This is a genomic window from Sphingopyxis sp. EU05-FHT14B03 (assembly GCF_058790875.1).
Window position 1 is genome coordinate 290,145 of the sequence record NZ_JBYTDC010000001.1, and the last position, 15,536, is coordinate 305,680.

The following is a 15,536-nucleotide window of genomic DNA, read 5'->3' on the forward strand; positions in this document are numbered from 1 at the left end:
CACCGGCGCTGCCAGCCGCCCCCTCTCTCTCCCGCCGGGAGAGGGAGGGATGCGCGATGCGCCGGAAGGGTGAGGGTGACACCTTATATCTAGTGGTCCGAAGCCCCCGCCGCGCCGATGCCGGTTTCGGCACGGACGCGCTGCGCCGGGTAACCCGCCCGGTCGACCGCCGCCCGCCCACTCTTGTCGGCGAGCGAGACGAGCCAGATCGCGAGGAACGCCGCGGGCATCGAGAAGATCGTCGGCGAGCTGTACGGAAAGACCGGCTCGGCATGGCCGAGCACCGCGACCCAGATCGCCGGCGACAATATCGTCAGCACCAGCGCCAGCAGCACCCCGACGAAGCCGCCGACGACGACGCCGCGCGTCGTGCAGCCATCCCACAGCAGCGACATCACCAGCACCGGGAAATTGCCCGACGCGGCGAGCGCGAAGGCCAGACTGACCATGAAGGCGACATTCTGCTTCTCGAACGCGATACCGAGCAGGATCGCCAGGATCGCGAGCACCGGAACGGTCAGCCGCGAAATCTTGAGCTCATCCTCCGACTTCGCGTTGCCGCGCTTGATGATCGACGCATAGATGTCGTGCGACACCGCCGACGCCCCCGACAGCGTCAGCCCCGCGACCACCGCGAGGATCGTCGCGAAGGCAACCGCGCTGACGATCCCCAGGAAGATATCGCCGCCGATCGCCGAAGCGAGGTGGATCGCCGCCATATTGCCGCCGCCCTTCAGGCTGCCGTCGGGCATCAGATAGTCCGGGTTCGACGCAACGAAGGTAATCGCGCCGAAGCCGATGATGAAGGTCAGGATATAGAAATAGCCGATCCAGCCCGTGGCCCACAGCACCGACTTGCGCGCTTGCTTGGCGTCGGGAACGGTGAAGAAGCGCATCAGGATATGCGGCAGGCCCGCGGTGCCGAACATCAGCGCCATGCCGAAGCTGATCGCCGACAACGGGTCCTTGATGAAGCCGCCCGGCCCCATGATCGACAGGCCCTTCGCCGCCGCGTCCGCGGGCGCCGCACCCGCCGAGGCGGCAAGCCCGGTCTTCACCTCGACCGCCCTGGCGAACAGCGCCTCGGGCGAGAAGCCGAAGTTCCACAGCACCGCGAACGCCATGAAGCTTGCGCAGCCGAGCAGCATCACCGCCTTGATGATCTGGACCCAGGTCGTCGCGATCATGCCGCCGAACAGCACATAGCAGGTCATCAGCGCGCCAACGATCAGCACCGCATAGGTGTAGGGCAAGCCGAACAGCAGTTTGATCAACTGCCCCGCGCCGACCATCTGTGCGATCAGATAGAAGAGCACGACTGCGAGGGTACTGAATGCCGCAAACAACCGCACCGGGGTCTGCGCGAAGCGGAAGCTGACGACGTCAGCGAAGGTGTAGCGGCCGAGATTGCGCAGCCGCTCGGCGAGCAGGAAAAGCAGGATCGGCCAGCCGACGAGGAAACCGGTCGAATAGATCAGCCCGTCATAGCCATCGGCAAAAATCTGTGCCGAAATGCCGAGGAAGGACGCCGCCGACATATAGTCGCCGGCGATCGCGAGGCCGTTCTGGAACCCCGTGATTCCGCCGCCCGCGGTGTAGAAATCGGACGCGGTACGCACGCGTCCCGCCGCCCAGCGCGTGATGCCGAGAGTCGCGAGCACGAAGGCGGAGAACATCAGGATCGCCGGCCAGTTCGCCGCCTGCTGCTCGGTCTGGCCGGTCAGCGCATCGGCCGCCGCGACCGCGGGCCAGCCAAGCGCCAGCAGGATCAGCGCGGTGCGGGTGATCGGAAAGCGGCTCATGCGCCATAATCCCGGCGCAGCGCATCGAGATCGCGATCGAATATCTTGTTGGCACGGCGCACATAGAGCGCAGTGAGCAAGATGCCCGCGACGATCACTCCGAGTCCGAGCGGAATGCCGAGCGAGGTCACGCCGCTCCCCAGCGGGCGCGCGAGGATATGCGGTTCAAACGCGATCAGCAGGATATAGCCGAAATAAATGACCAGCATGACGATCGTCAGCCGCCAGCCGAAGCGCGACCGCGTCGTCACCAGCCGTTGATAGCGTTCGTCCTGCTCAATATCGCGCGTCGCGGCGGCGGCTTGTGCCCCCTGCCCCTCTCCCCGTTGTTCCAAACCGTGTCTCCCGTTTGTTGCAACAGCTATGCGGGTGCCGGACGGGAAACCCAAGCGCTTATTCGGGCCGCCATTCCGACGACAGCACACCAACCGGTCCGAACAGCGCCGTCATCGCATCGGGACCTGCCACGGCTTCGCGCAGCCGATCGGCGAGCGGGTCGTCGACCGGGAAAGCACCGCCGCGCAAAAAGGCGATCCACGCATCGATCGCCGCGAGAAGCGACGGACAGCGCGCGCCGCGCCGCTGGTGCCAGGCCAGCGTTTCGAGCCAGCGCTGCGGAATCTTCTGGCTGCCGTCCATCGCGATCTGGATCAGCCTATGGTCGAGCGCGGGGTTGGCGAAGCGGTCGAGCAGCGCATCGGCATAGGCGGACAGGTCCTGCCCCGGCGCGGCGTCGATCGTCGGCGCCGCCTCGTCGCGCATCAACCGTTCGATCAGCGGCCGGATCGCCGGGTCGGCAATCGCCTGATGGACATAGTCGTGCCCCCGCCCCAGCCCGATATAGGCGAGCGCCGAATGCGCGCCGTTGAGCAGGCGCAGCTTCGCGGTTTCATAGGGCGCGACATCGCCGACAAGCTGCGCCCCGACCGCCTCCCAGCGCGGGCGCGGGCCGGCGAAATCATCCTCGATCACCCATTGGCTGAAACCCTCGGTGACCACCGCGCCCTCGTCGCGGACGCCGAGTTCCGCCTCGATCGCAGCGCGGTCGGCCTCGGTCGTCGCGGGAACGATGCGGTCGATCATCGTCGCGGGACAGCGGCAATGGGCGTCGAACCAGCCGGTGAGGCCGGGATAGTCGGCCGCCAGATAGTCGCGCATCAGGCGGCGCAGTACCGCGCCATTGTTCGCCAGATTGTCGCAGCTGAGCAGCGTCAGCCCCGGCAGGCTCGACGCCGCGCGCGCCGCCAGCGCCGCCCCGACGAAGCGATAGAGGCTCGATGGTCCACGTGCGGCATCGAGGTCGAGCGATCCGTCGATGCCGCGCAAATAGCCCTTCTCGGTCACCGTAAAGCTGACGATATGCGTGGTCGGCGCGGCGATAGCGGCGATCACCGCCTGGCCGTCTTCGGCCGCAACGAGCACTTTCTGCACCGCACCGATCAGTCGCAGCGCGCTGCCCGCCGCGCTGCGGGTTGCGACGCCATAAAGCCCGCCCTGCGGATTGAGCTGCGCCGCGACATCGCCCGAGCGCAGCGACACGCCGATGATGCCCCAGTCGCGGTCGCCCGCGCCCATCGCATCGTCGGTGTAGACCGCCTGATGCGCGCGGTGAAAGGCGCCGATGCCGATATGGACGATCCCCGCGGTCTGCGCGGCGCGGTCGTAACCCGGCACCCGCACCGACGCCGGGAGCGGCGTTTGCGCCGAAAGCCTCACAGCTTGTACGCGGCCTTGGCGAGATTGTAGCTGAGGTCGGTCGCCAGTTCGGCGGCTTCCCATTCTTCCATGCGGTGCTCGGCGACGAGCTGGGCGAGGAAGCCGCAGTCGATCCGCCGCGCGACGTCGTGCCGCGCCGGGATCGACAGAAAGGCGCGGGTGTCGTCGTTGAAGCCGACCGTGTTGTAGAAACCCGCGGTCTCGGTGACCTGATTCCGGAACCGGCGCATCCCCTCGGGACTGTCGTGGAACCACCAGGCGGGGCCAAGCTTGAGCGCCGGATAATGGCCCGCGAGCGGCGCGAGTTCGCGCGCATAGCTCGTCTCGTCGAGCGTGAAGAGAATGACCGTCAGCGCCGCCTCATTGCCATATTTGCCGAGCAGCGGACGCAACGCCTGGACATAATCGGTGCTCATCGGAATATCGGCGCCCTTGTCGCGCCCATAATGGTCGAACAGCCAGGCATTGTGGTTGCGCAAGGCGCCGGGGTGAATCTGCATCACCAGCCCGTCGTCGAGGCTCATCCCCGCCATCACCGTCAGCATATGGGCGCGGAACAGCTCGGCGTCGGCGGCGCTCACCTCGCCGCGCGTGACGCGCGCGAACAGCGCCTCCGACTCGGTGCGCGTCAAGTCGGCGGTCGCGGCGGTCGGATGGCCATGGTCGGTCGAGGTCGCGCCCATGCTGGCGAAAAAGGCCCGACGCTTGCGGTGCGCGGCGATATAGCCCGCATAGCTGTACGCGTCCTCGCCGGTCAGGTCGGAGAAGCGCGCGAGATTGGCGTAGAAACCTTCGAAGTCGGGGTCGACCACCGGGTCGGGGCGATAGGCGGTGATCACCCGCCCCGCCCATTCGCCGCTGTCGTTCGCGGCGCGGATCACGCGATGATGCTCGAGCGTGTCGAGCGGGCTTTCGGTGGTCGCGATCACCTCGATGCCGAAGCGGTCGAACAAGGCGCGCGGGCGAAAGGCGTCGGTCGCCAGCGCTTCGGTGATGCGGTCGTAATAATGGTCCGACGTCGCGCCCTCGAACTGCACGTCGATCCCGAACGCCTCGGCGAACACCCAGTCCATCCACATCCGCGACGGGGTGCCGCGGAACAGGTGATAGCGCTCGGCGAACAGCCGCCAGCTTTCGCGCGGATCGGCAGCAGGGTTGCGAATGCCGAGCGCGTCGAGCGACACGCCCTGCGAATAGAGCATGCGAAACACATAATGATCGGGGTGCAGCAGCAGCTCTGCGGCGTTGCCGAACGGCGCGTTGTCCGCGAACCAGCTAGGGTCGGTGTGTCCGTGCGGGCTGATGATCGGCAGCCCCGCGACCTCAGCATAGAGCCGCCGCGCGATATCGCGCTGCCCCGGGTCCGACGGGAACAGGCGATCGGGATTGAGGGCGAGCGGACGGGTCATGCGGGGGCAGCATCGCTTTCTACGGTCACCGGCGCAAGCTTGGGGCTGAGCAGGTGGATCGCCAGCACCGCGAGGAAATAGACGGTGGTGCACGCGGCGAAGATGAGCGTGTAGTTGCCGCCGGTCGCGTCGAGGACGAGGCCGGTCGATTTGGCCATGATCATGCCGCCGACGCCGCCCATGAACCCGCCGAGCCCGATCACCGACCCCACCGCGCGTTTCGGGAACATGTCGGGGGGGATCGACAGGATCGTCGACGAGAAGGCCTGATGCCCGGCGAGCGCGATGCCGATCAGCACCACGGCGAGCCACATATTTTCGAGGCCGGTGACGAACAGCAGCGGCAGGACGCAGAATCCCGCGCCCAGCATCGTGACCTTCCGCGCGAAATTGACGCTATGTCCCTGTTGAATCAGCTTCGACGAGGTCCAGCCTCCGACGATGCTACCGACGTCGGACAGCAGATACATGATGATCATCGGCAGCAGGACGACCTTCAGGTCGACATTGTAGGTCGTGCTGAAATATTTGGGCAGCCAGAACAGCATCAGGAACCACACCGGGTCGGTCAGGAATTTGCCGACCGCAAAGGCCCAGGCTTCGCGCTTGGTGACGATCTTACTCCAGCCGAGGCGTTCGATCTTCTCGGGCGGGTCATGCTCGATCCATGCGAGTTCGGCTTCGCTGACCTTGCCGCTCTCGCGCGGATTGCTGTACAGCCAGAGCCACAGGACGAGCAGGATCGCGCCGAAAATACCGGTGTAGATGAAGGTCTGGCGCCAGTCGAAACCCATCCAGACCATGAACAGCCAGATGGTCGGGGCGGTCAGGATGACGCCGATCGTCGTCGCGCTGTTGACCCAGCCGATGGCATAGGCGCGCTCCTTCTGCGGAAACCATTCGCTCGATGCGCGGACGACCGACGGGAAATGCCCCGCCTCGCCGACCCCGAGGATGACGCGCGCCATCATGAAGGAGACGACCGACGAGGCGAAGCCATGCGCGACATGGCCGATCGTCCAGATCGAAATCGCGATCGCATAGCCGACCTTCGGTCCGAAACGGTCGATCAGCCAGCCCATCAACAGGAAGCCCATCGCATAAGCCGCCTGGAAGGCGGTGACGATGTTGCCATAATCATTCTCGGACCAGCCGAGATCGTCGCCGAGCACGGGGGCGAGCAGCCCCAGCATCGTCCGGTCGATATAATTGACCGTCGTCGCGGCAAAAAGCAGCGCGATGATCAGCCAGCGGTACCGTCCGGCCCGGGGCACCGGCGACGCCGTACCTCCGTCCGCGATTGCCTGTGCCATGAATCTCTCCCGTTATCGGCTCTTGTTAGCCCGTGATTTTGCAGCTGACGCGGATTTTTCCGTCGAACAGCGCCTCGGCGTCCTGGCCGGGGCGAATTTCGTGCACTCCGGTGATCGCCCCCGCCGACACCCAGGTGCCGGGCGGGATGGCGATGCCGCGGGCGCGCAGCGCGCGGATCAGGAACAGCGCGGATCCGAAGGGACCGTCGAGCATCGTTTCCATCGTCGCCGCTCCGATCCGTTCGCCATCGATGCGGAATTCGACCGGCATCGCGATCAGGTCGGCATCCTGCCAGTCCGCGATGCGCGGACCGAGCACCAGCCCCTTGTTGTTGCCATAATCCGACGCGGTGACCGCGGGGCCATGTTTGTTGATATCGGGAAACGGCGAACTCGCGATCTCGATCCCCGTGCGCACTTCGTCGATCGCGTCGCGGACCGAGGCGATGTCGTACTCGCGCGTACCCACGTCGCCGAAGCGCAGCAGCACCTCGGCCTCGGCCGCCGCGAACCCCCCGCCGTAGACCGGCATGGCGGGGACCGCCCCGTCGGCGGCATCGACGATCTCATTGGTAAAGATCGGCCCCGCGATGCGGTGGCCTCCGAAACGCGCGACCAGTTCGTCGGCTACCCGCCCGACCTTCCAGCCGCCGATCGGGCGGCCGTCGAAGGCGATCGCCGAATCCTGGATCGCATAGGCCTCGGCCAGGCCCTGCGGCATGGCGCCAGGATAGTCGGTAAGCGGTGTCTTTGCGGCCCGCGCGGCCAGAAACGCCTTGGCTATGGCTTGTTGTTCGCTCGTTGCCAGCATCTTTGTCATTTCCCTCATCCGAAAATTCCTGTAAGAGACACCGGTGTCAAAAGCAAGCGAATAGCCATCAGCGCGGTTGATTTTGTGACAGCGGGCGCGCAGTAGGAAACAGCGGGCCGGACCAACCGGGTCCGCACAGGAAAAGTGAAACCTCCATGGCGCCACGCACGCGGGAAAAAAGCGGCAAGCAACCGACGATCAACGACGTCGCTGCACTTGCCGGCGTCTCGAAAAAGACCGTCAGCCGGGTCATCAACCGGTCCGAATTCATTACCGACAAGACGCGCCAGGCGGTCGAACAGGCGATCAAGATGCTCGGTTTCGTGCCCAACCCGCAGGCGCGGGCGCTGGCCTTTCGCCGCAACTTCCTGATCGCGCTGCTCCACGATAACCCGAACGCGCAGACGGTGCTCAATTTCCAGCAGGGCGTGCTCGACGCGATCAAGGACAGCGACCTCGCCTTGCTCGTCCGCCCGGTCGACCGCGGGTCCGACCGGATGCTCGACGATGTGCGCGTGTTCCTCGAAAAGCAGCGCCCGATCGGCGCGATGCTGCTGCCGCCGATTTCGGAGAATGACGAACTCGCCGCGCTCTGCGAGGATCTGGGCGTGCGCTACGTCCGGGTCGGATCGGCGCAACTCGACGACGCCAAGCATTGCGTGTCGTCAAACGACCGCGAAGTCGTTGCCGAGGCGGTCGGCAAGCTTGTCGAACTCGGCCATCGCCGGATCGGTTTCGTGCGCGGCCCGGTCGGTTTCCGGTCGGCCGCCGAACGCGAAAAAGGCTTTCACGAGGCGCTGGCCGCGGCCGGACTGACGCTCCCCGCCGAACTGTCGGCACCGGGCAATTATCGCTACACTGCGGGCATCGAGGCGGGCGAGGCCTTGCTGTCGCTGACCGCGCCGCCGACCGCGATCTTCTGCTCCAACGACGAGATGGCGGCCGGGGTCATGAGCGTCGCGCACAGCAAGGGCATCGCGGTGCCCGCCGGCCTGTCGATCATCGGCTTCGACGACAGCCCGACCGCGACGCATATCTGGCCCGCGCTGAGCACCGTGCGCTGGCCGATCCGCGAAATGGGGGTGCGCGCGGCACGGACATTGGTCCCCGACTTCCTCGATATCGGCACCAAATCGTCCGACGAACCCAATGTCATGGCGTCGACCTTCGTCGAACGCCAGTCGGTCGCCGCGCCGAAAGGCTGAGGCGATGACGAATATATCCGATCCCCCGACGACGTTGACACCGGTAACCGCGCTGCGGATCGATCCCGGCGACACCGTCGCGACCTGTCTGGCCGATACGGCGGCGGATGATCGCATAACGGTGGATATGGCGACGATCACCCTGATCGACGCCATCCCGCGCGGGCATAAATTCGCCCTCGCGCCGATCGCGCGCGGCGATGCGGTGATCAAATATGGCTTTCCGATCGGCGTCGCGACGGCCGACATCGCGGCGGGCGCGCATGTCCACAGCCACAATCTGGCGACCGCGCTCGGCGGCGGCGACGATTATCATTATGCGCCGCGCGGTGCCGCGCCCCCTGCCCCGCCGGTCGCGATCCGCAGCTTTGCCGGTTACCGCCGCGCCGACGGACGCGTCGGCACGCGCAACGAAATCTGGATCCTGCCGACGGTGGGCTGCGTCGGCAATCTCGCGGCGCGGGTCGCAAGGATCGCGGGCGCGCGCCATGCCGGGCGCGTCGATGGCGTCCATGCTTTCAAACACCCCTTCGGCTGTTCGCAGCTTGGCGACGATCTGGGGCACACGCGCGGCCTGCTCGCGGCGCTCGCACAGCATCCGAACGCCGGCGGGGTGCTGATCGTCGGGCTCGGCTGCGAGAGCAACCAGCTCGGCGCGCTGATCGACACCATCCCGCCCGATCGGCGCGCGGCCATCCGCACGCTGTCGGCGCAAGCGGTCGAGGACGATCTCGCCGCCGCGCTCACGCTCGTCGATGAGCTGGTGGAGATCGCCGCCGCGACGATACGCAGCGATGTGCCGCTCTCCGCCCTCACCCTCGGGGTCAAATGCGGCGGATCGGACGGCCTTTCTGGGCTCACCGCCAACCCGCTCGTCGGGCGCATGGCCGATGCCGTCGCGGGAGCGGGCGGCAAGGTCATCCTCACCGAAATCCCCGAAATTTTCGGTGCCGAACAGATGCTGATGGACCGCGCCGTGTCGCGCGAGGTGTTCGACCGCGCCGCCGAACTGGTCCGCAGCTTCAAAACCTATTTCATCCGCCACGGCGAGCCGGTGAGCGAAAACCCCTCCCCCGGCAATATCGCCGGCGGCATCACGACGCTCGAGGAAAAGTCGCTCGGCGCGGTGCAGAAGGGCGGGCAGGTACCGCTCGTCGATGTCAAACTCTATGGCTGCGAAGCGGTGCTGCCCGGGCTGACCCTGCTCGAAGCACCCGGCAATGACGCGGTGTCGTCGACCGCGCTCACCGCCGCGGGCGCGACGATGATCCTGTTCACCACCGGGCGCGGCACCCCGCTCGGCTTCCCCGCCCCGACGCTCAAGATCGCCTCGAACAGTTCGCTGGCGCGGCGCAAGGCGGGGTGGATCGATTTCGACGCCGGGCGGGTGCTGATGGATGGTTTCGATGCGGCGTCGGATGCGCTGCTCGACCTGATCGCCGCGACCGCCTCGGGTGCGCCGACGCGCGCCGAGGCGAATGAGGAACGCGACATCGCGATCTGGAAATCGGGCGTTACGCTCTAAGGGGGCGCCGCGCGAGAAAAGTTTCGCGCAAAGACGCGAAGATACGAAAAAGGCGTGCAAAATTGCAAAGCCCGTTGCCGCCGCGAGCGACCTTTTCGCTAGCGATCTTGGCCGTTTGCGAAGGCCGATGGGGTATGGCCGGTATCGACCGCGGGCGTTCAACTTTTCCGTTCGACGATCGAAAACCGGGGTGTCGCCTTAGTCAACACGTCCATGCAGGCCCAACCGGTCACGAACTGATAGTGCACAACGGGATCACTTACTTCTTTCCACGTTTCGGATTGCAAGCGAGCAAATCGGCTTCCCGTTATTTCATACGCGAAATGGTCCGCCACACGGCCTTCATCCGGCGTATCATCCTGCTCAGTGCTCAATGCCATTTCGTCGAGCACCCTGACAATGCACGGAAGATCGAAGGAAACACGCAAATTTCGTTCTGGCTGATCAGGCAAAATGAAATCAGCTACGATCCCATTTGTGTCCCACTGAAAGCCGACGAGGTCACTTGCAACGGCGCTCAGTTTTATTCCCGGATCTATCGGTCGGCAGATAGGCATTCGGGCATCCTTGCATTCGATTGGGATGTTATCAATCCACTCCATATCGGCCGTTCGCTGCAAACCTCACGGCAACGGCGACAAACGACCGGTTGCGGACATAAATCCTCCCTGCGGCGTAGCCGTGGGGAAGGGAACCACCGCGAAGCGGTGGTGGAGGGCTGCGGCCTCGCGCCAGCTTTTGACGGCGTCGGCCCCTCCGTCAGCGGCCAAAGCCGCTGCCACCTCCCCATCGCTACGCGACAGGGAGGAGTGGCAACGCCAGCTTCCCACCCCAAAGCCGACATTCGTTCCATGGGTTTCTTCGCGCATTGGAGAGGCGAGCGCCGATCCTTGGCGCGTGCCTACTTGGTGTCTTTGCGTCTTTGCGCGAAACAGATATCGCTACGCCAGCGCCTCGAAGCGGAAGTTGCGGAACTTCGCCTCCCCTGCCCCCGCCGAATACAGTCCCGGCCGCAACATCAGGAAACCGCCGCGCACATTATGGTGGTAGCCCGACACCTCCATACCGCGATCGAAGCGATGCCAGGTCTTTCCGCCGTCGCCGCTGGTGTCATAGGTGACGATATGCCGGTCGTTGGTCACCCGCATCCGCATCGTGCGGCCATGCGGATTGGCCGGGCGGCCGCGTTCGATACCATATTGGTGGGTGACGAAGCGCTCGCCGTCGAAGCCGAGGCCGCAGTACAGCTTTTCGTCATAGAAAAGGATCAGCCCGGCGACCCCGCCCGGCGCGATCTCGATATCGCATTCGAACCTGTACGCCTGATCGCCCGCGATCAGCAGCAGCGGCGACGAATCCGACGGCGCCTTGCCGCGCGCCGTGAGTAGCAGCGCGCCATTCTCGACCCGCGCGCGGTCGCGCTCGTCGGGGGCGGGCTTGAAGAAATTCCATTTGGCGCCGAGCGCCAGCGTCTTGAAATCGTCGGACAGAGCCATGCCATGCGATCCCGCGACGGCCCCGCCCTCGGGCTTGGCGATCGGCTGCGACAAATCGCCGCCCGTCATGCGAAACCAGCCGTCGTCGGTCCACTCGATCGGGTCGAGCAGCGCCTGCCGCCCCAGCGTCCAATAGCCGTTCTCGAACCCGTGATAGACGCTCCACCAGTCACCCGCCGGGCCTTCGACCAGCGTCGCATGACCGCGCGACCACCATTTTTCGCCCGCCGATTTGGTGTGGACGAGCGGGTTCGCCGGGCAATTTTCCCACGGGCCATGGATCGACTTCGAGCGGGCGGCGATCACCATATGGCCGGTCGGCGGGCCGGCGGTGCCGCCGACCGCGGTGACCATGTAATAATAATCGCCGTGACGGGTGATCTTCGGCCCCTCGGGCGCGAAGCCCTCGACCACCCAGTCCGACGGATAGCGCCAGGGGTCATAGACATGTTCGGGTTCGCCGATCCGCGACAGGCCGTCGTCCGCCAGCCGCACCCGGTCGCCCCCCGACAGGAACAGCCAGCGCGATCCGTCCTCACCCACCGCATGGCCGGGGTCGATATGGTTGGGCAGGTTCAGGTCGACGGGGTCGCTCCACGGCCCCTCGATCCGGTCGGCCCAGATCACCCAGCTGGTGTTCGGGCCCTTGGTGGGGATGTAGAGGTAGAAGCGCCCCTTGTGCTTGCAGAGTTCAGGCGCCCACACCGACCCGATATTCCGGTGCAAGGCCGGGCCGATCGGTCGCCAGTTCACCAGGTCGCGCGAATGCCAGATGACCAGCCCCGGATAGCTGTCGAAGGTCGAGAAGGTCATGTAATAATCGGCGCCGTCCTTCAGGATCGACGGATCGGGATGGTCGCCCGCCATGATCGGGTTGAGGAAGCGTCCGTCGCCGAGGTCGGCCTTGCGCTGGCCGTCGAAGCCCCTGGCCCAGGGCGGCGCGACGCCGCCCGGCGCGGGCGCTGCCTGCGCCAGCGCGGCGGGGGCGGCCAATCCCGACAGGCCGGTCGCTAGCAGCCCGGTTCCGGCCAGTTTCAGCATCTCGCGGCGATGGGTCATCATGCGTTCCTCGAAAAAGAAAGGCCCGGCCCCCGCAAGCGAAGACCGGGCCTTTCCGGGGACTAGCTCGCGATCATCACATCTTGAAACGCGCACCGAACAGGATGGTGCGGCCGAAATGGTTGTTCTCGTAACTGCGGTCGGCATCGAAATCGGTGAAACGATAGCGATAGGTGTCGAGCAGATTGGTCCCCTCGACCGACAGTTCGACCCACTCGGTCAGCTTGTAACGGATCGACGCATCGACATTCCATGTCGCGCCATAACCTTCGAAGACATTGCCGGTGCCGCTGTTCGAATCGACATAGCGGCTGCGATAGCTTGCCGATGCGCGCGCGCTGAAGGCCCCGTCGTCATAATAGAGCGTAGCGTTGTAAGCGCGCTTCGACACGCCGAACAGGGTCGAGGAACGCGGCCCGCTGATCAGCGGGCCGAAGCTGCATGCGGGCAGCACGCAATCGGTGATCGCCGGCCCCTGCACCGTATAGTCGGCCGTCGAGCTGATGAAGGTCGCGTTGGCGAGCACCCCGAAGTGGCTGAGCAGGCCGTCTTCGACGAACGCACTGAACGGGATCTGGGCGGCCAGTTCGACACCCTTCAGCGTCGCACCCGTCCCGTTGACCTGCGCCGAAACCGTATACAGTTGGTTGGGGTCGTTCGCGATATAGGCGGGCGAGCTGGGCAGCAGCACGCTCCGGTCGACGCCGAGTTGCGCCAGCGTCGCCTGATAGGCGCCGGCCACCGGGAAGCTTTCCACCTTTTTCACGAAGCCGGCGACCGACAGCAGCGCCTGCGGTGCGAAATACCATTCGATCGCGGCATCGAAATTGGTCGCGCGATAGGGGTTGAGATAGGGGTTCCCGTAAGTCGCGCGATAGTTGAAGCCGTCGAAGGTGCCGCTGGGATTGAGGTTGCCGAAGCTCGGCCGCGTCATCACCTTGCCGATCGCGCCGCGCACGACGACATCCTGCGAAGGGTAGAGCGCGACGTTGACCGACGGCAGCCAGTCGTCATAGCTGCGCTTGACGCTCACGCCATTGGCCGCCGACGAGATCTGCGCCGTCCGGACATAACGGATGCCGGCATTGGCCGCATATTCGAGCCCGAAAAGTTCACCCTTGGCATCGAACTGAAGATAGCCGCCCGATGTGGTTTCCTGCACCGAACGGGTGTTTGCCGCATCGATCGCGGGGTTGCGACTGTAGAGCCGGGTGAAATCGGTCGCGGCCGGGAACGCCGGAATCAGCCACTGCGTCGTCGTGCCCGCCGGTTGTCCCGCCTGGCCGAGCGTGAACAGCTCCGACAGGGCCGCCGTGACCGGGAAGCCATAGACGGCGTTCGGGCCGAAGAGGCTGGTCGGCGTGCAGGTGATCGTCCCCGACGTGCTCGTCACGAGGCTGGTACCGCCATTTCCGCACACCGCGGTGTCGCGAGTGAAGGCCATGGTGTCGAAATTGAACCGGCGCCACATGCCGCCCGCCTTGACCTGGAATCCGTCGGCGACATCCCATTCGGTGCGCAGCTGGACCGTCTTGAACCGGTTGGTGACGTTCGACGGACGATCGCGGATTTCGGCGAGCTGGAAGTTCGCCGGATCGGTGACGCTGGTGCCGAAAGTCAGCACCGGACTCTTCATATCACTGTAATCGTAGAAATAATTCTGGGCATCACGGTCATCGAACACGACCGTCGTTTCGACCGGAATGTCGGCGTTCGATTTCGAAAAGCCGCCGAGCAGGGTGAAACGAAGGCTGTCGGAAATATCCTGGTCCCAGGTTCCGCCAAGCTGATAGAATTCGGTATCCGATTTGCGCAGATAATGTTCGGTGCGGACGTACACATCGTTCAGCGTCGCCGAAATCATATTGTTGTCGGCATCGTAAACCGGGTTGACCACGTTGATCGAACGCTCGTTCGACCGCAGCAGCACCTCACCCCATTTCTCTTCACGGCTTTCCTTGAAGCGCGAATAGAGGCCATCGATCGAGAATTTCGTCGAATCGCTCGGTTCGAACTGGACCGAAGCCGTCAGCCCCAATCGTTCACGGCGATGTTCGATCTCGCCATAGCGCGGGATACGGGGGTGAAAGGACAGGGCGGCCTTTGTGCATCCGGCGCTGGGAACATAGGTGCCGCCGCTGTTCGCGGTGGTCCAGCAGTTGGTTCCATCCACCGAGTCGAACCGTGCCTGCGCCCAGCGGACCGAGTTGTTGCCAAGCTCCAGCGTATCGCTCTTCGAATAGGCACCGGACACCGCCACGCCGAAGGTGCCGGCATCGTTGCGCCAGCTCAGCAGCCCGGCGACGCGCGGCCCGACATTGTTCGACAGGTCGTTATAGGAACCGACGATCGACAGCGCACCGCGCAGCCCGGATTTTCCACCCAGCGGATTGCCGGTGTTGAGGTCGACCACCGCGCCGAGCGAGCCTTCGTCGAGCGAGGCTTCGGCGGTCTTGTGAACGACGATGCTGCTGAACAGCTCGGACGCGAAGACGTTGAAGTCGAACGAACGATCACGGTTCGACGACGCACCGTCGGTCGAGGTCGCGATGGTCTCCAGCCCGTTCACGCGAACGCGGGTGAATTGCGCACCGAGCCCGCGAACGGTGATCGCCCGGCCCTCGCCACCGTCACGCTGGATCGAGATTCCGGGAATGCGCTGCAGCGATTCGGCGAGATTCTGGTCGGGGAATTTGGCGATGTCCTCGGCGACGATCGCGTCGACCGCACCGACCGAGTCGCGCTTGACGTTGAGCGCGGCCTCCAGCGAGGCCCGAAAACCGGTGACGACGATTTCGTCTTCGGGGGCGACCTCGTCGGCGGGCGCGGCGGCGTCGGCCGCGTCCTGCGCCCAGGCGGGCGACGCCATCAGCACGGCAAGCGAAACGCCGCATGCCAACCTGCTCAAATTGCGGACGCCCTGCATTGCGTGAATAGCCATCATGTTCCTCCCTTTTACCAGTCCATCCAGCGCTTCAGGCAAGAATGACACCGGTTACTTTACGCGACAAAGTCGATCGCCCCGATCCTTTGTCCAGAAATTTAAGAGAGTAGCGCAATGCCGTCGCGATTTCGCGACGGGCCATCCATTGGCCTCTCCCCGACAATATTTTCTCGTTGACCGGTTGGGGTAACCGGTGTCAGGAAGATTGAAGGAATGTGACCATTGTGTCAATACCCCAATGAGAAGGAGAGGCAGG

Annotated in this window: 11 protein-coding genes; 2 read left to right on the plus strand and 9 right to left on the minus strand. The window is 64.9% G+C overall.

Features of this window, described 5'->3' with window-relative positions; all coding sequences use genetic code 11:
* Nucleotides 1-89 precede the first annotated feature (89 nt).
* The 6 genes from AC3WS4_RS01535 to AC3WS4_RS01560 are packed head-to-tail and all read right to left on the minus strand — an operon-like array spanning nucleotide 90 to nucleotide 7,060.
* Nucleotides 90-1,802, minus strand: a complete 1,713-nt coding sequence (locus tag AC3WS4_RS01535; RefSeq protein WP_492740127.1) for a cation acetate symporter — start codon at nucleotides 1,800-1,802, stop codon at nucleotides 90-92.
* Nucleotides 1,799-2,137, minus strand: coding sequence for a DUF485 domain-containing protein (locus AC3WS4_RS01540; RefSeq protein WP_262408112.1), 339 nt, complete (start codon nucleotides 2,135-2,137; stop codon nucleotides 1,799-1,801). The genes AC3WS4_RS01535 and AC3WS4_RS01540 overlap by 4 nt, the downstream gene beginning before the upstream one ends.
* A 58-nt stretch (nucleotides 2,138-2,195) precedes the next feature.
* Complete coding sequence (locus AC3WS4_RS01545) at nucleotides 2,196-3,518, minus strand: mannitol dehydrogenase family protein (protein WP_492740125.1); 1,323 nt, start codon at nucleotides 3,516-3,518, stop codon at nucleotides 2,196-2,198.
* Nucleotides 3,515-4,927 carry a glucuronate isomerase gene (uxaC, locus tag AC3WS4_RS01550; protein WP_492740124.1) on the minus strand — a complete coding sequence of 471 codons (1,413 nt, stop codon included), beginning with the start codon at nucleotides 4,925-4,927 and terminating at the stop codon, nucleotides 3,515-3,517. Before uxaC ends, AC3WS4_RS01545 begins: the two co-directional genes overlap by 4 nt.
* Nucleotides 4,924-6,240 (minus strand): MFS transporter, encoded by a 1,317-nt coding sequence (locus tag AC3WS4_RS01555; RefSeq protein WP_056349337.1) that lies wholly within the window; start codon nucleotides 6,238-6,240, stop codon nucleotides 4,924-4,926. Before AC3WS4_RS01555 ends, uxaC begins: the two co-directional genes overlap by 4 nt.
* 25 nt (nucleotides 6,241-6,265) lie before the next feature.
* A complete protein-coding gene (locus AC3WS4_RS01560; RefSeq protein ID WP_492740122.1) occupies nucleotides 6,266-7,060 on the minus strand; it encodes a 2-keto-4-pentenoate hydratase in 795 nt (264 codons plus the stop codon).
* 146 nt (nucleotides 7,061-7,206) lie between these two features.
* On the opposite strand from AC3WS4_RS01560, the gene AC3WS4_RS01565 reads away from it, so the two are divergent.
* A complete protein-coding gene (locus AC3WS4_RS01565) occupies nucleotides 7,207-8,256 on the plus strand; it encodes a LacI family DNA-binding transcriptional regulator (protein ID WP_492740121.1) in 1,050 nt (349 codons plus the stop codon).
* A 4-nt stretch (nucleotides 8,257-8,260) separates the two neighbouring features.
* Entirely contained in the window at nucleotides 8,261-9,781 is a 1,521-nt protein-coding gene (locus AC3WS4_RS01570) for a UxaA family hydrolase (RefSeq protein ID WP_492740119.1), read from the plus strand.
* A 158-nt stretch (nucleotides 9,782-9,939) separates the two neighbouring features.
* On the opposite strand, the gene AC3WS4_RS01575 is transcribed toward AC3WS4_RS01570, so the two are convergent.
* The 3 genes from AC3WS4_RS01575 to AC3WS4_RS01585 form a co-directional block, all read right to left on the minus strand.
* Nucleotides 9,940-10,383 carry a hypothetical protein gene (locus AC3WS4_RS01575; protein ID WP_492740118.1) on the minus strand — a complete coding sequence of 148 codons (444 nt, stop codon included), beginning with the start codon at nucleotides 10,381-10,383 and terminating at the stop codon, nucleotides 9,940-9,942.
* 339 nt (nucleotides 10,384-10,722) lie between these two features.
* Nucleotides 10,723-12,336, minus strand: coding sequence for a family 43 glycosylhydrolase (locus AC3WS4_RS01580; RefSeq protein ID WP_492740117.1), 1,614 nt, complete (start codon nucleotides 12,334-12,336; stop codon nucleotides 10,723-10,725).
* A 76-nt stretch (nucleotides 12,337-12,412) separates the two neighbouring features.
* On the minus strand, nucleotides 12,413-15,277 hold the full coding sequence (locus AC3WS4_RS01585) for a TonB-dependent receptor (RefSeq protein WP_492740116.1): 2,865 nt from the start codon (nucleotides 15,275-15,277) through the stop codon (nucleotides 12,413-12,415).
* Nucleotides 15,278-15,536: the final 259 nt, after the last annotated feature.

Excerpts from the sequence above, each read along its gene's own strand:
- AC3WS4_RS01560 (WP_492740122.1), bottom strand. The coding sequence starts at position 7,060 with ATGACAAAGATGCTGGCAACGAGCGAACAACAAGCCATAGCCAAGGCG.
- AC3WS4_RS01585 (WP_492740116.1), bottom strand. The coding sequence starts at position 15,277 with ATGGCTATTCACGCAATGCAGGGCGTCCGCAATTTGAGCAGGTTGGCA.
- AC3WS4_RS01570 (WP_492740119.1), top strand. The coding sequence starts at position 8,261 with ATGACGAATATATCCGATCCCCCGACGACGTTGACACCGGTAACCGCG.
- AC3WS4_RS01555 (WP_056349337.1), bottom strand. The coding sequence starts at position 6,240 with ATGGCACAGGCAATCGCGGACGGAGGTACGGCGTCGCCGGTGCCCCGG.
- AC3WS4_RS01575 (WP_492740118.1), bottom strand. The coding sequence starts at position 10,383 with ATGGAGTGGATTGATAACATCCCAATCGAATGCAAGGATGCCCGAATG.
- AC3WS4_RS01565 (WP_492740121.1), top strand. The coding sequence starts at position 7,207 with ATGGCGCCACGCACGCGGGAAAAAAGCGGCAAGCAACCGACGATCAAC.
- uxaC (WP_492740124.1), bottom strand. The coding sequence starts at position 4,927 with ATGACCCGTCCGCTCGCCCTCAATCCCGATCGCCTGTTCCCGTCGGAC.
- AC3WS4_RS01580 (WP_492740117.1), bottom strand. The coding sequence starts at position 12,336 with ATGACCCATCGCCGCGAGATGCTGAAACTGGCCGGAACCGGGCTGCTA.
- AC3WS4_RS01535 (WP_492740127.1), bottom strand. The coding sequence starts at position 1,802 with ATGAGCCGCTTTCCGATCACCCGCACCGCGCTGATCCTGCTGGCGCTT.